The 15,176-nt window shown below is 63.0% G+C and carries 13 protein-coding genes and 1 pseudogene; 7 read left to right on the top strand and 7 right to left on the bottom strand.

Annotated features, from left to right (window positions below):
- Positions 1-3: 3 nt before the first annotated feature.
- Entirely contained in the window at positions 4-1,206 is a 1,203-nt protein-coding gene (pncB, locus tag V9K84_RS19385; RefSeq protein WP_043863515.1) for a nicotinate phosphoribosyltransferase, read from the bottom strand.
- Between the two features lie 458 nt (positions 1,207-1,664).
- On the opposite strand from pncB, the gene V9K84_RS19380 reads away from it, so the two are divergent.
- From V9K84_RS19380 to V9K84_RS19360, 5 genes are all read left to right on the top strand, one after another.
- Positions 1,665-2,801, top strand: a complete 1,137-nt coding sequence (locus V9K84_RS19380) for a branched-chain amino acid ABC transporter substrate-binding protein (protein ID WP_043863514.1) — start codon at positions 1,665-1,667, stop codon at positions 2,799-2,801.
- 162 nt (positions 2,802-2,963) lie between these two features.
- Positions 2,964-3,878: a branched-chain amino acid ABC transporter permease gene (locus V9K84_RS19375; RefSeq protein ID WP_043863513.1), complete on the top strand. Its 915-nt coding sequence runs from the start codon at positions 2,964-2,966 to the stop codon at positions 3,876-3,878.
- 2 nt (positions 3,879-3,880) lie between these two features.
- Positions 3,881-5,164: a high-affinity branched-chain amino acid ABC transporter permease LivM gene (livM, locus tag V9K84_RS19370; protein ID WP_043863512.1), complete on the top strand. Its 1,284-nt coding sequence runs from the start codon at positions 3,881-3,883 to the stop codon at positions 5,162-5,164.
- The gene (locus tag V9K84_RS19365) at positions 5,161-6,036 is read left to right on the top strand and encodes an ATP-binding cassette domain-containing protein (RefSeq protein WP_054916169.1); all 876 of its coding nucleotides are present in this window, start codon (positions 5,161-5,163) and stop codon (positions 6,034-6,036) included. The genes livM and V9K84_RS19365 overlap by 4 nt, the downstream gene beginning before the upstream one ends.
- On the top strand, positions 6,033-6,749 hold the full coding sequence (locus V9K84_RS19360) for an ABC transporter ATP-binding protein (protein WP_043863511.1): 717 nt from the start codon (positions 6,033-6,035) through the stop codon (positions 6,747-6,749). Before V9K84_RS19365 ends, V9K84_RS19360 begins: the two co-directional genes overlap by 4 nt.
- A gap of 203 nt (positions 6,750-6,952) precedes the next feature.
- Here V9K84_RS19360 and V9K84_RS19355 read toward each other — a convergent pair whose 3' ends face one another.
- Positions 6,953-7,888 (bottom strand): transposase, encoded by a 936-nt coding sequence (locus tag V9K84_RS19355; RefSeq protein ID WP_088513811.1) that lies wholly within the window; start codon positions 7,886-7,888, stop codon positions 6,953-6,955.
- A gap of 907 nt (positions 7,889-8,795) precedes the next feature.
- Between V9K84_RS19355 and V9K84_RS19350 the strand changes: the two genes are divergently transcribed.
- The gene (locus tag V9K84_RS19350; RefSeq protein WP_088514143.1) at positions 8,796-9,560 is read left to right on the top strand and encodes an SDR family oxidoreductase; all 765 of its coding nucleotides are present in this window, start codon (positions 8,796-8,798) and stop codon (positions 9,558-9,560) included.
- Between the two features lie 88 nt (positions 9,561-9,648).
- Here V9K84_RS19350 and V9K84_RS19345 read toward each other — a convergent pair whose 3' ends face one another.
- The 4 genes and pseudogenes from V9K84_RS19345 to V9K84_RS19330 form a co-directional block, all read right to left on the bottom strand.
- Entirely contained in the window at positions 9,649-9,873 is a 225-nt protein-coding gene (locus V9K84_RS19345) for a hypothetical protein (protein ID WP_088514144.1), read from the bottom strand.
- A gap of 160 nt (positions 9,874-10,033) precedes the next feature.
- On the bottom strand, positions 10,034-11,143 hold the full coding sequence (locus V9K84_RS19340) for an AGE family epimerase/isomerase (protein WP_088514145.1): 1,110 nt from the start codon (positions 11,141-11,143) through the stop codon (positions 10,034-10,036).
- 90 nt (positions 11,144-11,233) lie between these two features.
- Complete coding sequence (locus V9K84_RS19335; RefSeq protein WP_088514146.1) at positions 11,234-11,866, bottom strand: TetR family transcriptional regulator; 633 nt, start codon at positions 11,864-11,866, stop codon at positions 11,234-11,236.
- A gap of 124 nt (positions 11,867-11,990) precedes the next feature.
- Positions 11,991-12,254 (bottom strand): annotated as a pseudogene (locus V9K84_RS19330) (phage infection protein); the annotation flags it as partial.
- A 177-nt stretch (positions 12,255-12,431) separates the two neighbouring features.
- Here V9K84_RS19330 and V9K84_RS19325 point away from each other — a divergent pair.
- Positions 12,432-14,504, top strand: coding sequence for an AsmA family protein (locus tag V9K84_RS19325; protein ID WP_088514147.1), 2,073 nt, complete (start codon positions 12,432-12,434; stop codon positions 14,502-14,504).
- A gap of 64 nt (positions 14,505-14,568) precedes the next feature.
- Here V9K84_RS19325 and V9K84_RS19320 read toward each other — a convergent pair whose 3' ends face one another.
- The gene (locus V9K84_RS19320) at positions 14,569-15,099 is read right to left on the bottom strand and encodes a ferritin-like domain-containing protein (protein WP_043863506.1); all 531 of its coding nucleotides are present in this window, start codon (positions 15,097-15,099) and stop codon (positions 14,569-14,571) included.
- Positions 15,100-15,176 lie beyond the last annotated feature (77 nt).

Genomic DNA, 15,176 nt, shown 5'->3' with positions numbered 1-15,176 from the left:
GGGTTACTCCTTGGGCACTTTGAATACGTGGCGCAGGTAGGCGACGAAGTTGGCGTCGCGGCATTGGGTCTTGGCCGCTTCATCGGAAATCTTCGCCACGGGCTGGCCGTTGCAGTCGGTCATTTTAAGTACGATGCTCATCGGCGCCACCCCGGGAATGTCACAGGTGAGGTTGGTGCCGATGCCGAAGCTGACATTGATGCGCCCGCGCAAGGCGCGGAATATCTCCAGGGTCTTGGTCAGGTTCAGCCCGTCCGAGAACACCAGCGTCTTGGTCATCGGGTCGATCCCCAGCTTGCGGTAATGCGCGATGGCCTTCTCTGCCCATTGCACCGGATCGCCGGAGTCATGGCGCAGGCCGTCGAAGAGCTTGGCGAAGTACAGGTCGAAGTCGCCGAGGAATGCATCCATGGTGATGCAGTCGGTCAGTGCTATTCCCAACAGTCCGCGGTACTCGCGCACCCAGCAGTCCAGGGCGGCGATCTGGCTGTCGATCAGCCGCGGGCCGAGCTGCTGGTGGGCCATGATCCACTCGTGGGCCATGGTGCCCAGCGGTTTGATATCCAGTTTGCGTGCCAGGTGCACGTTGCTGGTGCCCACGAAGCGCGCCGGGAACTCCGCCGTCAGCACCTTCACCACCTGTTCCTGGACCTTGTAGGAGAAGCGTCGGCGGGTGCCGAAGTCGGCCACCTGCAGTTCGGCCAGCTCCTCGCTGCTGGCATTGGCGCGCAGCCAGTCGAACTTGCGGTACAGCTGGTCGCGTGCATCCACCAGCTTGATCTGTGGATAACGGTGCTGGTTGCGCACCTCGCTGATGATCGCCAGCAGCGGCACCTCGAACAGGATCACGTGCAGCCACGGACCGTGCAGGCGCAGTACCAGTTCGTCGTGCTCGATGGCCAGGTGCAGGTAGCGCAGGTTGAAGCGAAACAGCCCCAGAAAGCGCAGGAAGTCCGGCTTCATGAAGCTGATCTGCTCCAGGAAGCCCAACTGCTCGGCACTGATGCTCAGCTCGCTGAGGCGTTCGATCTGTGCGCGGATCTGCGCCAGATAGGGGCGCAGGTCTTCGCCGTTGCGGCAGCGGAACTCCCACTCCACATCCACGTTGGGGTAGTTGTGCAGCACCGCCTGCATCATCGTCAGCTTGTAGAAATCGGTATCGAGCAGGCTCTGCACGATGCGGTTGGCGAAGGCACTTTCGCTCATAAAGGACTCCAGGTCGGGCGTGCGCCCATCCGGGGCCGCCAATGCAGCCCATTGTGCCAGTCTTTTTGCCGCTGAGGCCGGCGCCGACGGGGTAATTCGGTAGCAGGCTATGGGTAGCGGCGGTTTTCGCATTGGCCAGCTAGCCTCTTATGGTGCCCGCTGTAGCAGATGCGCACCAAGGATGTGCAGTTCGGTTACGTATCTTGTTACAGGCTGGTTGCACGTAAACACAGGTCAGGGTTGCAATGATGGCACTCAAGGGTTGCGCTTCAAGCGGTTCGTGGGTGGCGCCAGGTGCAGGGCAGGAGGTTGCACGGCCCGTGGAAAAGGCGCGAAAGCGGCGCCTGCCGAACCTGATCGCGAGTTTTTACAGAATAAAAATCCAATGGCACGGCCCTTGCTCATCGCAATTGCTGAACGTTGTAGTGCCAACCAAAAAAACTCAGGAGCACCACCTCATGTCGCAGACGTTTTACAAGAAAGGCTTTCTGGCCCTCGCCGTTGCCACGGCGATGGGCGTGTCTTCGTATGTACAGGCCGACGTCAAGATCGGTGTAGCGGGCCCGATGACCGGTGCCAACGCGGCGTTTGGCGAGCAATACATGAAAGGTGCGCAGGCGGCCACCGACAAGATCAATGCCGCGGGCGGCATCAACGGCGAGAAGATCGTGCTGGTCAAGGGCGACGATGCCTGCGAGCCCAAGCAGGCGGTGGCCGTGGCCAACCGCCTGGTCGACCAGGACAAGGTCATCGGCGTGGTCGGGCACTTCTGCTCGTCCAACACCATCCCGGCGTCGGAGGTGTACGACGAGGCCGGGGTCATCGCCATCACCCCCGGCTCGACCAACCCGCAGGTCACCGAACGTGGCCTGAGCGCCATGTTCCGCATGTGCGGGCGCGACGATCAGCAGGGCATCGTGGCCGGCGACTACATCGTCGATGTGCTCAAGGGCAAGAAGGTTGCCGTGCTGCACGACAAGGACACCTATGGCCAGGGCCTGGCCGACGCCACCAAGGCGCAGTTGACCAAGCGCGGCGTCACCCCGGTGCTGTACGAGGGCCTGACCCGTGGCGAGAAGGACTTCAGCGCCGTGGTCACCAAGATTCGCTCCACCGGTGCCGACGTGGTCTACTTCGGCGGCCTGCACCCCGAAGCCGGCCCGCTGGTACGCCAGTTGCGCGAGCAGGGCCTCAAGGACGTCAAGTTCATGTCCGACGACGGCATCGTCACCGACGAACTGGTGTCGACCGCCGGCGGCAAGCAGTACGTCGATGGCGTGTACATGACCTTTGGCGCCGACCCGCGCCTGCTGCCCGACAGCAAGGCGGTGGTGGACGAGTTCCGCAAGGCCGGTACCGAGCCCGAAGGCTACACCCTGTACGCCTACGCCTCGATCCAGGCACTGGCTGCCGCGTTCAACGGTTCCAAGTCGAACAAGGGTGAAGACGCTGCCAAGTGGCTCAAGGCCAACCCGGTGCAGACCGTGATGGGCGAGAAGAAGTGGGACGCCAAGGGTGACCTGACCGTGTCCGACTACGTGGTCTACCAGTGGGACAAGGACGGCAAGTATCACCAACTGGAAAAACAAAAATAACAACGGCCGGCACCCCGGGCATTCGTTGCCCGGGGCGCGCCCCGGTTTTTGCCGTACCTGTCTTTTCTCGTAGATCTGCACAACCCGGCGCCGCTTGTACCGCCTAAACGGCGGTGCAACGTGGTCGGCGCTTGTGCAATCTCAAATACGTGAGATTGCGTTATGGATGGTATTTTCCTGCAGCAACTGATCAATGGTCTGACCCTGGGGTCGGTCTATGGTCTGATCGCCATCGGCTACACAATGGTCTATGGCATCATCGGCATGATCAACTTCGCGCACGGCGAGGTGTACATGATTTCCGCCTACCTGGCGGCTATCAGCCTGGCATTGCTGGCGTATTTCGGTATCGAGTCCTTTCCCCTGCTGATGCTCGGGACGCTGATCTTCACGGTGGTGGTCACCGGCGTGTATGGCTGGACCATCGAACGCATCGCCTACAAACCCCTGCGCAACTCCACCCGGCTGGCACCGCTGATCAGTGCCATCGGCATTTCGCTGATCCTGCAGAACTACGCGCAGATCAGCCAGGGCGCCCGCCAACAGGGCGTACCGACCCTGCTCGAAGGCGCTTGGCGCCTTGAAGTGGGCACCGGCTTCGTGCAACTGACCTACACCAAGATCTTCATCCTGGTGGCAGCCTTCGTCGGCATGGCCGCGCTCACCTACATCATCAAGTTCACCAAGCTGGGGCGCATGTGCCGGGCCACCCAGCAGGACCGCAAGATGGCCTCGATCCTGGGCATCAACACCGACCGGGTGATCTCCTACGTGTTCGTCATCGGCGCGGTGATGGCCGCGCTGGCCGGCGTGCTGATCACCATGAACTACGGCACCTTCGACTTCTATGCCGGCTTCATCATCGGCATCAAGGCTTTCACCGCGGCGGTGCTGGGCGGTATCGGCTCGCTGCCGGGCGCGATGCTCGGGGGCATCATCCTGGGGATTTCCGAGTCGCTGTTCTCCGGGCTGATCAACTCCGACTACAAGGACGTGTTCAGCTTCTCGCTGCTGGTACTGATCCTGATCTTCCGTCCCCAAGGCCTGCTGGGTCGCCCACTCGTGGCCAAGGTGTAAGTATGTCTGCTGCCAAAAACGCTTCCATCGATATCAAGCGCAGCCTGGTCGATATGGTTCTCGCCGGGCTGATTTCCCTGATCGTGTTCGGCCCCATCGTCGGCGTGGTGCTCGACGGCTACAGCTTCAACATGCAGCCCGCGCGTGTCGCCTGGCTGGTGGCGGGGGTGATGCTGGGACGCTTCGTGCTCAGCCTGTTCCTGCAGACCAGCAAGGGCCAGGCCATCCTGCAGGGCTTCGAGAGCAGTGGCTCGGGTGTGCATGTGCTGGCGCCGGACTACAAGTCGCGCCTGCGCTGGATCATCCCGGCACTGATCGTGATTGCCATCGTGTTCCCGTTCTTCGCCAACAAGTACCTGCTTACCGTGGTCATCCTCGGGCTGATCTACGTGCTGCTGGGCCTGGGGCTGAACATCGTGGTGGGCCTGGCCGGGCTGCTCGACCTGGGCTACGTGGCGTTCTACGCCATCGGTGCCTATGGCCTGGCGCTGGGCTACCAGTACCTGGGGCTGGGCTTCTGGACGGTGCTGCCGCTGGCGGCGATCGCCGCGGCACTGGCCGGCTGCATACTGGGCTTTCCGGTGCTGAGGATGCACGGGGACTACCTGGCCATCGTGACCCTGGGCTTTGGCGAGATCATCCGCCTGGTGCTCAACAACTGGCTGTCGTTCACCGGCGGGCCCAACGGCATGCCGGTACCGTCGCCGACCTTCATGGGCCTGGAATTCGGGCGCCGAGCCAAGGACGGCGGGGTACCGTTCCACGAGTTCTTCGGCATCGACTACAACCCCAACGTGAAATTCCTGTTCATCTACATCGTGCTGTTCCTGGTGGTGCTGGCGGTGCTGTACATCAAGCACCGGCTCACCCGCATGCCGGTGGGGCGCGCCTGGGAAGCACTGCGCGAGGACGAGATCGCCTGCCGCTCGATGGGCCTGAACCATGTGCTGGTCAAGCTCTCGGCGTTCACCCTGGGTGCGTCCACCGCAGGCCTGGCCGGGGTGTTCTTCGCCAGCTACCAGGGCTTCGTCAACCCGTCCTCGTTCACCTTCTTCGAGTCGGCGCTGATCCTGGCCATCGTGGTGCTCGGCGGCATGGGCTCGACGGTCGGGGTGGTGATCGCCGCCTTCGTGCTCACCGTGGCGCCGGAGCTGCTGCGCAGCTTCTCCGAGTACCGCGTGCTGCTATTTGGCGTGCTGATGGTGTTGATGATGATCTGGCGACCGCGTGGGCTGATCCGCATCAGCCGCACCGGTGTGGTCCCGCGTAAAGGAGTGGCGCCATGAGCGACGAAGTGATTCTTTCGGTCGACAACCTGATGATGCAGTTCGGCGGCATCAAGGCGCTCAGCGACGTGAGCCTGAAGGTCCGGCGCAACGCCATCTTCGCGCTTATCGGCCCCAACGGCGCGGGCAAGACCACCGTGTTCAACTGCCTTACCGGGTTCTACAAGGCCAGCGGCGGCAAGATCGAGCTGAACCTGCGCGGCACTCGCACCAATGTCATCCAGCTGCTGGGCGAACGCTTCCAGGCGGCCGACTTCGTGTCGCCCAGAAGCTTTGCCAGCCGCCTGTACTACAAGATGTTCGGCGGCACCCACCTGGTCAACCGGGCGGGGCTGGCGCGTACCTTCCAGAACATTCGCCTGTTCAAGGAAATGTCGGTGGTGGAGAACCTGCTGGTGGCCCAGCACATGTGGGTCAACCGCAACCTGCTGGCCGGGGTGCTCAACACCAAGGCCTACCGTCAGGCCGAGAGCGACGCCCTGGACCATGCCTTCTACTGGCTGGAGGTGGTCGACCTGGTGGACTGCGCCAACCGCCTGGCCGGCGAGCTCTCGTATGGCCAGCAGCGCCGCCTGGAAATTGCCCGGGCCATGTGCACGCGCCCGCAGATCATCTGCCTGGACGAACCCGCCGCCGGCCTCAACCCGCAGGAAACCGAAGCGCTCAGCCGCATGATCCGCGTGCTGCGCGACGAGCACGACCTGACGGTGGTACTGATCGAACATGACATGGGCATGGTAATGAGCATTTCCGACCATATCGTGGTGCTGGACCACGGCAACGTGATCGCCGAGGGCGCGCCGCAGGAGATCCGCAACAACCCGACGGTGATCGCGGCCTACCTGGGCGCCGATGAAGAGGAGCTGGCATGAGCGTACCGATCCTCGAACTGAAGGACCTGGACGTGTTCTACGGCCCGATCCAGGCGCTGAAAAAGGTCTCGATGCACATCGACGAAGGCGAGACGGTAAGCCTGATCGGCTCCAACGGCGCGGGCAAGTCCACGCTGCTGATGTCGATCTTCGGCCAGCCGCGCGCGGCGTCGGGGCAGATCCTCTACCGGGGCACCGATATCACCCACAAGTCGTCCCACTACATCGCCTCCAACGGCATTGCGCAGTCGCCGGAGGGGCGCCGGGTGTTCCCGGACATGTCGGTGGAAGAGAACCTGATGATGGGCACCATCCCGATTGGCGACAAGTTCGCCGGCGAGGACATGCAGCGCATGTTCGAGCTTTTTCCGCGGCTCAAGGAACGGCGCAACCAGCGGGCGATGACCATGTCAGGTGGCGAGCAGCAGATGCTGGCGATTGCCCGGGCGCTGATGAGCCGGCCCAAGTTGCTGTTGCTGGATGAACCGTCGCTGGGGCTGGCGCCGATCGTGGTCAAGCAGATCTTCTCGACCTTGCGCGAGCTGGCCAAGACCGGCATGACCATCTTCCTGGTGGAACAGAACGCCAACCATGCGCTCAAGCTGTCGGACCGCGCCTACGTGATGGTCAACGGGCAGATCCGCATGACCGGCACCGGGCAGGAACTGCTGGTCAACGAGGAGGTGCGCAACGCGTATCTGGGTGGGCACTGACGGCGAACATTAAAGAAGACCCCGGCTTGCCGGGGTTTTTTCTGTGCGTATTACGGCCCAATCGCGGGTCGAGCCCGCTCCCACAGGGGCCGCGGTGAACCTTGTGGGAGCAACTGTCTTTTTGTAGGAGCCGGCTCTGCCGTCGATGGGGTGCTTAGCGCCCCTGGCCCGGCGTAGCCGGGCATCGCCAGCAAAGCTGGCTCCTACGGTTGAGCGATCTGCTCCTGCCACGGCGTACCGGCCTTGAGCATCGCATTCAAACGGACGATCAGGACTCTCATGCATGCCACTACCGCTACCTTCGCTAGCTTTCCCTGGGCCCTCATAGCGGTATAACGCTCAGTGAAGTCCTTGTTGTGCCGGATGACGACCCAGCACGCCATGTACAGCGCCCGCCTGATTCGTGTCCGCCCTCCCCAGATCGAACGTTTGCCAGAGTGTTTGCCACTATCTTCGTTAAACGGCGCGACACCCACTAGAGCCGCGATCTCCTGGCGACTCACCTGACCCAGTTCCGGTAGCAAGGCCACCAGTTTGGCGGCTGTGACCAGGCCGATACCTTTGACCTGCATGAGCTGCGCTACGCGGTCGTCATGCAGTTCCTCCGCCTGCTTGGCAATTTCTTGCTCAAGCGCTTTGATCTCGGCCTTCAAATAGTTGATATGGCGCTCCAGACTCGCCAAAACACATGCCGTTTGCGCTTGCTTCAGTCGGCGCTTGTCATCGTCACGTTGCTGGACGAAACGATCCCGCTGGATCAGCAGTTCACGTAGCAAAGCTCGCTCAGGGGTCATCGCTACGCAACGTTGAGGCGGCAGCACCTCGGCGAAATGGGCAAGCACAGCTGCATCGATAGGGTCGGTCTTGGCACGCTTGCCCATGGACTTGGCGAAATCCCGGGCGCGATTGGGGTTGATTCGGAAGGCCGGGAAACCAGCACCTTGCAGTGCCCGAAGGGCACTGCATTCATAACCGCCGGTTGCTTCAAGCAAAATGGCTGAAACCTGGTACTCGCCAAGTTTTTCGACGAGCTGCTTAAATCCACTCAAGTCATTGGAAACATTGAAACTAATATCCTCGGGGCGGATGTGAACGGCGAGCGTGGCACTGGAAACATCGATACCGACAGAGGAAGACATGGCCAAACCCTCTTAGACTCAAGGTGTGAGAGTACTTTGGCTTGGCCCACGCTTGTGATTCGAGATTTGGCCCTCATCCAACTGTTCGGGCTCTCGCCAAAGTAGAACGGTGAATGGCAGCTTGTGCTCCCACGCGTGCTCAGGGCACCTCGGGCTATCAGCTTGCCATTCACCGCTCTCACTTCAGATTCTAACCCCTCCTCAAGACACAAGCGGGCTTGACCCGCGATCGGGCCGCAGATCGGCCTTGCGGCAGATTGTGGAAAAGTTATTTGCAGGTGTGCAGGTAACGCGACACAACGTCGCTCCAGACCCTTGTTTTCAAAGGCATTGAAGTTGTCCCCGATTCGTGTGGAACCGACTGTGGGTAACTTGGTAGTACATGGCTGAAGACCATGTAATACAAGGCTTACAGAGGTGTGGTTGTTTTTTGAGCAGCGGTTTTTCTGACGCTGCAGCGGGCATTTGTCAAGGCTTTTATGGCGAGGTCAATTGCCCCTCGTTTCACCTGTGCAGCCTGTGGATAACTCTGTGGGCAAGCACTGGAAAGACTGGCGCAGGCAGCGAGATCAAAGGCCTCGGGCCATCACTGCAGTTATCCTTTTGCATCTCTGGCTGTCGCGTTGTTCAAGGGGCGGCCGCCAGGTCAAGCGAAATACTTCCCACGCCAGGCCACAGCCCGCTCGAACCGTGGGTCGCAGCCTGTGCAGTTGCCCCCAGTCTGTGTGGAAGGGCCTGTGGATAACGTGCGTACAGCTCGCGCCGGGCCTTGCGGGGCAAGGCTTTCAGGGTTTTGATTGTTTTTTGTACAGTTGATTTTCGGCTTGCTGCGCAGCGCGGTGGCGGGGCATGCTGCACGCCCTGTCGATCAGTTGCCCGTGGGCACGTTTTCCCGAGGAGATTTTCCATGACTTCCACCGTATTCATCACGGGCGCCACCTCCGGTTTTGGCGAAGCCTGCGCACGTCGCTTCGCCGAGGCGGGCTGGTCGCTGGTGCTGACCGGTCGGCGCCAGGAGCGCCTGGAGGCGCTGTGTGCGGAGCTGTCCAAGCAGACCGAAGTGCATGGCCTGGTACTCGATGTGCGTGACCGCAAGGCCATGGAAGCGGCCATCGAAGGCTTGCCGCCGACCTTTGCCAAGCTGCGCGGGCTGATCAACAACGCCGGCCTGGCCCTGGGGGCCGACCCGGCGCCCAAGTGCGACCTGGACGACTGGGAGACCATGGTCGACACCAACATCAAGGGCCTGATGTACAGCACCCGCCTGCTGCTGCCGCGCCTGATCGCCCACGGGCGTGGCGCGACGATCCTCAACGTCGGGTCGGTGGCGGGCAACTATCCGTACCCGGGCAGCCATGTGTATGGCGGTACCAAGGCGTTCGTCGGGCAGTTCTCGCTGAGCCTGCGCTGCGACCTGCAGGGCACGGGCGTGCGGGTCAGCAACATCGAGCCGGGGCTGTGCGAGAGCGAGTTCTCGCTGGTGCGCTTCGGGGGTGACAAGGCGCGCTACGACGCCACCTATGCCGGTGCCGAGCCGATCCAGCCGCAGGACATTGCCGAGACCATCTTCTGGATTCTCAACCAGCCGGCGCACATCAACATCAACAGCCTCGAGCTGATGCCGGTGAGCCAGGCGTGGGCGGGGTTCTCGATCGATCGTTCGAAGGGCTGAAGCGCCTTCCCGGACAGGCCAGCTCCCAGTGTGTTTGAAACAATCAATTAGCCTGGGAGCTGGCTTGCCAATCAGGGCGCCAAGGGCGTTATTCCAGGGCTTCCAGCGTCTTGGTGTTGCCCAGGCTGTTGATGATCTGGTCAATGCCTGCGACGAAGGCCTTATCCCGATCCGAGCCACCATCCAGGCCGGCCTTCACGATACTGAAGAGCTCCGCCCTGCCATCACTGAAGGCCTTCGAATGTTGGCCATCGCCATCGCGGGCGCTTTTCTCCCACTCCACCAGCTTGTCCGTGACTGATTTTTTCAACATGTCTCAACCCTCCGTGTTAGGTGAGTGTTGATGCTAGCCGGCAGGAATGAGCAAGGATACTGGTAGAAATAACAGGTCGGCGCCAGTCTGGTTGGGTTTGGCAGGTATCTGGCCGGTACGGATCGGCACTCTGCAGGAGCCGGCCTTGCCGGCGAAGACGTCAGACAGCGCGCTGCAACCCTTCCAGGCAGGTGGCCAGGTGGTACGGCGTGGTCGACGGCATATCGTGCCGGCTCACCGCGCCACTGGCGTCGCGGCATTCGTGCCAGCCGCCGTCATGCAGAAAGTTCTGCTGCAATGCCTGCAGTTGCGCCAGCACCTTGCCCGCGCTGTCGGGCCGCAGCGCCAACGCACGCAGGTATTCGGCCTGGGCCCAGATGCGCTGGGTGGCGTCACGCACGCTGCCGTCGACATTGAGCATCGCCAGCACCGCACCGTTCTTTACCCCCTGTTGCTCGGCATAGCCGAATGCGCGGCTCAACGAGCCATGCAGCGCGCCGCCGCGCAGCAGCGGTGAGGATTCGAGCAGATAGAACCACTCGAACTGGTGCCCGGGTTCGAACCAGTTATCCACAGCCCCGCGCGGTTTCTCCAGCATCACCCCATGTGCCGGGTCGATGAAGTGCGCCTGCATGGCCTCGGTGAGGTTCACCAGCGCGTCCTGTACCACCGCGTCGTGACGCACCGACAGGGTGGCGAGGAAGGCTTCGGCCAGGTGCATCAGCGGATTCTGCAACGGCCCGCTGCCCAGCGTCGACCAGTCTTCGGCCAGGCTCGCCTCGTACAGGCCGTGCTCGGTGGCAAAGCGCTCCAGCACCACTTCAAGGGCTGCATTCAAGGTCGACTCGGCCATTGCTTCGTTCACCTTGCCCCAGTAATGCGCGCAGGCGAACACGATGAAGGCGTGGGTGTAGAGGTCCTTGGTGCGGTCCAGCGGGTTGCCCTGGGCGTCGATGCTGTAGAACCAGCCGCCGTGCTCGGCGTCGTGAAAGTGGCGTTGCAGGGTGCGCAGCAGGGCGGCGGCACGTTCCGCGGCGCCAGGCTGCTCGATGCGGCTGCTGAACAGGTACAGCTGGCGCGCGCAGGCCATGGCACGGTAGCGCTGTACCGGCAGGGGCCGGTGCTGCGGGTCGAGGGCTTCGAATGGCAGGGCCATGTCCGCGTTCCAGCCCGGGCCTTGCCACAGCGGCACGATGCGCTGGGCGAAGTGCTGCTGGACGCTGTCGAGCAGGGCAGGGAGTTCAGGCTGGGCGGTACGAAGGTCGGGCATGGAGAGGCGTCGTCGCGGTGGGCGTTTGTGGCGCATGGTAGCAGGAATTGCGGTTCGGCTTGAGCACCCCTTCGCTGGCAAGCCAAGGGCTCAGCGCAGATCGCCGAGCCCTTGCCAGTACTTGGCCCCGACAAAGATGAAGCGCAACTGCTGGGTGATCTTCGCCTGCGCGCTCAACTGCCCCGGTACCGGCTCGGCCGGCGAGTCGATCAGCTCGGGCAGGGTGGCGAACACGGTCTTGACCACCAGGTCGGCCATCACCCCCAGTGCCGCGTCGTCCAGATGCCGCCAGCGCGGCATGCGTTTGAGGTCCGCCGCCAGGTCCGAGCTGATCCCTTCGCGCAGCTTGGCGATGGCCTGGCGCACCGGCTGCGAGCCACCGTACTGCTCGCGGGCCAGGAACAGGAACTGCGCCCGGTTGGCCGCCACCACATCGAGAAAGATGCGCACCGAAGCATCGGTGATGCCGCCCAGTTCGAATTCGTTGTGGCGCACCAGGCGGATGGTCTGGCGGAAGGTTTCGTCCACCTCGTTGACCAGTGCCAGCCCCAGCTGGTCCAGGTCGCAGAAGTGGCGGTAGAAGCCGGTGGGCACGATGCCGGCGGTCTTGGCTACCTCGCGCAGGCTGATGCTGCCGAAGCCTCGGCCGCTCTCCATCAGGTGGCGGGCGGCATCCAGCAGGGCCTGTCGGGTCCGTAGCTTTTGTTCGGCGCGCGGCAGCATGGCGAGTATCGGTTCACAGTCATACAGCCCTGCACTCTAGGGCCTGGGCCGCAAAAAACAAAGCCCGGTCGATGGACCGGGCTGTGGGCGCGGGCACTGGCGCATGGGCTCAGCTCGCGCGGCTGTTGCGTTCGATCAGACGGTCCGAGCCGCCTTCGGCGATGCGAGTGCTGCGTTCGACAAGGCGGTCGGAACCACCTTCGGCAACGCGGTTGCTGCGCTCGATCAGGCGGTCAGAACCGCCTTCGGCCAGGGTCTTGAGGGGCTGTGCAATGACGCTGGCGCTGTCGCGGGCTTCGGCCGAGAGGTTCTGTTCGGTGGCGGGTACGGCGAAGGCGTTGGCAGCCAGCAGGCTTAGGGCAAAACTGAGCAGCAATGGGCGTTTCATGATCTGGCGCTCCTTGGGAGGGCTGGTAAGTGGGTACGGCGCCAATGCTACGCTTGGGGGTCAGATAAAGAAGTTCATAAAGATAATGGTAACAATCGACGGCATTGATAGTCGGAAGTGTTAAGTGCCCTCAACGGGCATGGCTGTTCGCCATGCTGTCATCAGGAGATTCGTGCAATGACGCGCCCTGCCAAAATTCTCACCTGGACCTTCGCCACTGTGCTGTTGTTGCTGGCGGTCCTGATCATCGTCATCGCCACCTTCGACTGGAACCGCATCAAGCCCACCCTCAACGAAAAGGTCTCCGAGGCCTTGCACCGACCCTTTGCGATCAATGGCGACCTGGCCGTGCGCTGGCAGCGCGATCGCGACGAGGGCGGCTGGCGCGCCTGGGTGCCATGGCCGCGCTTCATCGCCCAGGACCTGACCCTGGGCAACCCCGAGTGGCTCAAGGCGCCGCAGATGGTCGGCCTGCAGCGCGTGGAGTTTCGCCTCTCGCCGCTGCCGCTGCTGGCCCAGCGCATCGTGATCCCGCGCATCGACCTGACCCTGCCGGTGGCCAGCCTCAAGCGCCTGGCCGATGGCCGCGCCAACTGGATATTCGATTTCGGGCCCAAGGACGAGAACGCCGAGCCGTCCAAATGGGTGCTGGATATCGGCGCCATCGGCTTCGACAAGGGCGAGGTGGCCTTCGACGACCAGACCCTCAAGACCGTGGTGAAGGTGCAGGTCGACCCGCTGGGCAAGCCCATCCCGTTCACCGACATCGTCGGCAAGGCCAGCGCCGACAAGGCGGCGAGCCAGGGCTCGGCGCCCCAGGACTACGCCTTCGGCTTCAAGGTCGACGGCCGCTACAAGGGCCAGCCGTTGAATGGCAGCGGCAAGATCGGCGGGCTGCTGGCACTGCAGGATGCCACGCAGCCGTTTCCGCTGCAGGCTGACGTGCGCATCGCCGACACGCGCGTCGCAGTGGCCGGCACCCTGACCGACCCGCGCAACCTTGGCGCGCTCGACCTGCGCCTGCGCCTGTCGGGCGCAAGCCTGGGCAATCTGTACCCGCTGACCGGCGTGACCCTGCCCGACTCGCCGGCCTATTCCACCGACGGCCACCTGATCGCCAAGCTGCACGAGCCGGGCGGGGCGGTGTTCCGCTACGAGGGCTTCAACGGCAAGATCGGCGACAGCGATATCCATGGCGACCTGGCTTTCGTCGCCAGCCAGCCGCGGCCAAAGCTCACCGGCAAGCTGGTGTCCAACCAACTGCTGTTCAAGGACCTTGGCCCGCTGATCGGCGCCGACTCCAACGCCGAACAGAAAGCCCGTGGTGGCGCGAGCAAGCAGCCGGCCGGCAAGGTGCTGCCGGTGGAGGAGTTTCGCACCGAGCGCTGGCGCACCATGGACGCCGACGTGAGCTTCAGCGGCAAGCGCATCGTGCACAGCGAAGAACTGCCCTTCAAGGACCTGGCCGCGCACTTCGTGCTCGATGACGGCGTGCTGCGCCTGGAGCCGCTGAGTTTCGGCGTGGCCGGCGGCAAGCTGGATGCGCAGATCCGCCTGGATGGCCGCGCGGTGCCGATGCAGGGGCGTGCGCGCCTGAGTGCGCGCAACTTCAAGCTCAAGCAGCTGTTCCCCACCTTCGAACCGATGAAGACCAGCTTCGGTGCGCTCAATGGCGATGCCGACATCAGTGGCCGCGGCAACTCGGTGGCGGCCTTGCTCGGCACCTCCAATGGCGACCTGCGGCTGCTGATCAACGATGGCGCGATCAGCCGTGGCCTGATGGAGATCGCCGGGCTCAACGTGGGCAACTACGTGGTGGGCAAGCTGTTTGGCGACAACGAGGTGAAGATCAACTGCGCGGCGGCGGACTTCGGCATCAAGGACGGCCTGGCCAGTACGCGCCTGTTCGTGTTCGACACCGAGAACGCGATCATCTACATCGATGGCACGGCCAACTTCGCCACCGAGCAACTGGACCTGAAGATCAACCCCGAGTCCAAGGGCCTGCGCCTGTTCTCGCTGCGCTCGCCGTTGTACGTGCGCGGGCCGTTCGCCAAGCCGAGTGCAGGCGTGCAGGCAATTCCGCTGGCGTTGCGCGGGGCCGGGATGGTGGCGTTGGGGGTGGCGGTAGCGCCGGCGGCGGCGTTGCTGGCGCTGGTGGCGCCCAGCGGCGGGGACGAGAACCAGTGCACGCCGTTGCTGGAGCAGATGCGTTCGGGCAAGGCGCCCAAGACCGTCAAGGCTGGCTGAAAAAGCTTTGCCGGTAAGGCGGCTCCTGTAGGAGCCGGCCTTGCCGGCGAAGGGGGCGCTACGTTTACAGCCCTTTGAGCAGATCCGCCATATCGTCCGCGTGCTCTTCTTCCTGGGCCAGGATGTCTTCGAAGATGCGCCGGGTGGTCGGGTCGCTGTCACCGATGTACTGGATGATCTCGCGGTAGCTGTCGATGGCGATGCGCTCGGCGACCAGGTCTTCGAGCACCATTTCCTTGAGGGTCTTGCCTGCCACGTACTGCGCGTGGGAGTTCTTGCTCAGGTTGTCGGGGTTGAAGTCCGGTTCGCCGCCCAACTGCACGATGCGCTCGGCCAGCTTGTCGGCGTGCTCCATCTCCTGGTTGGCGTGCTCCAGGAACTCTTCGGCGGCCACGTTGGCCTTGATCCCCTCGGCCATGAAGTAGTGGCGTTTGTAGCGCAGTACGCACACCCACTCGGTGGCCAGCGACTCGTTCAGCAGGCGCAGGATCTTTTCGCGGTCGGCGGTGTAGCCTTCGGTCACCGCACCGTCTTCCACGTGCTGGCGGGCGCGGTGGCGCAGGGTTTGTACATCGGTCAGTTCAACGTTGCTCATCATGTTCTCCAAGCTGAAAACGGGGTTTCACGCTCTGACGGCGCGTCGGGTGCACAGTGTGTGATTGATTGGCGCGC

It is taken from the genome of Pseudomonas sp. AE27, from assembly GCF_037113495.1.
Taxonomy (GTDB): domain Bacteria; phylum Pseudomonadota; class Gammaproteobacteria; order Pseudomonadales; family Pseudomonadaceae; genus Aquipseudomonas; species Aquipseudomonas palmensis.
This window is presented reverse-complemented; position numbering and strand designations above follow the sequence as displayed.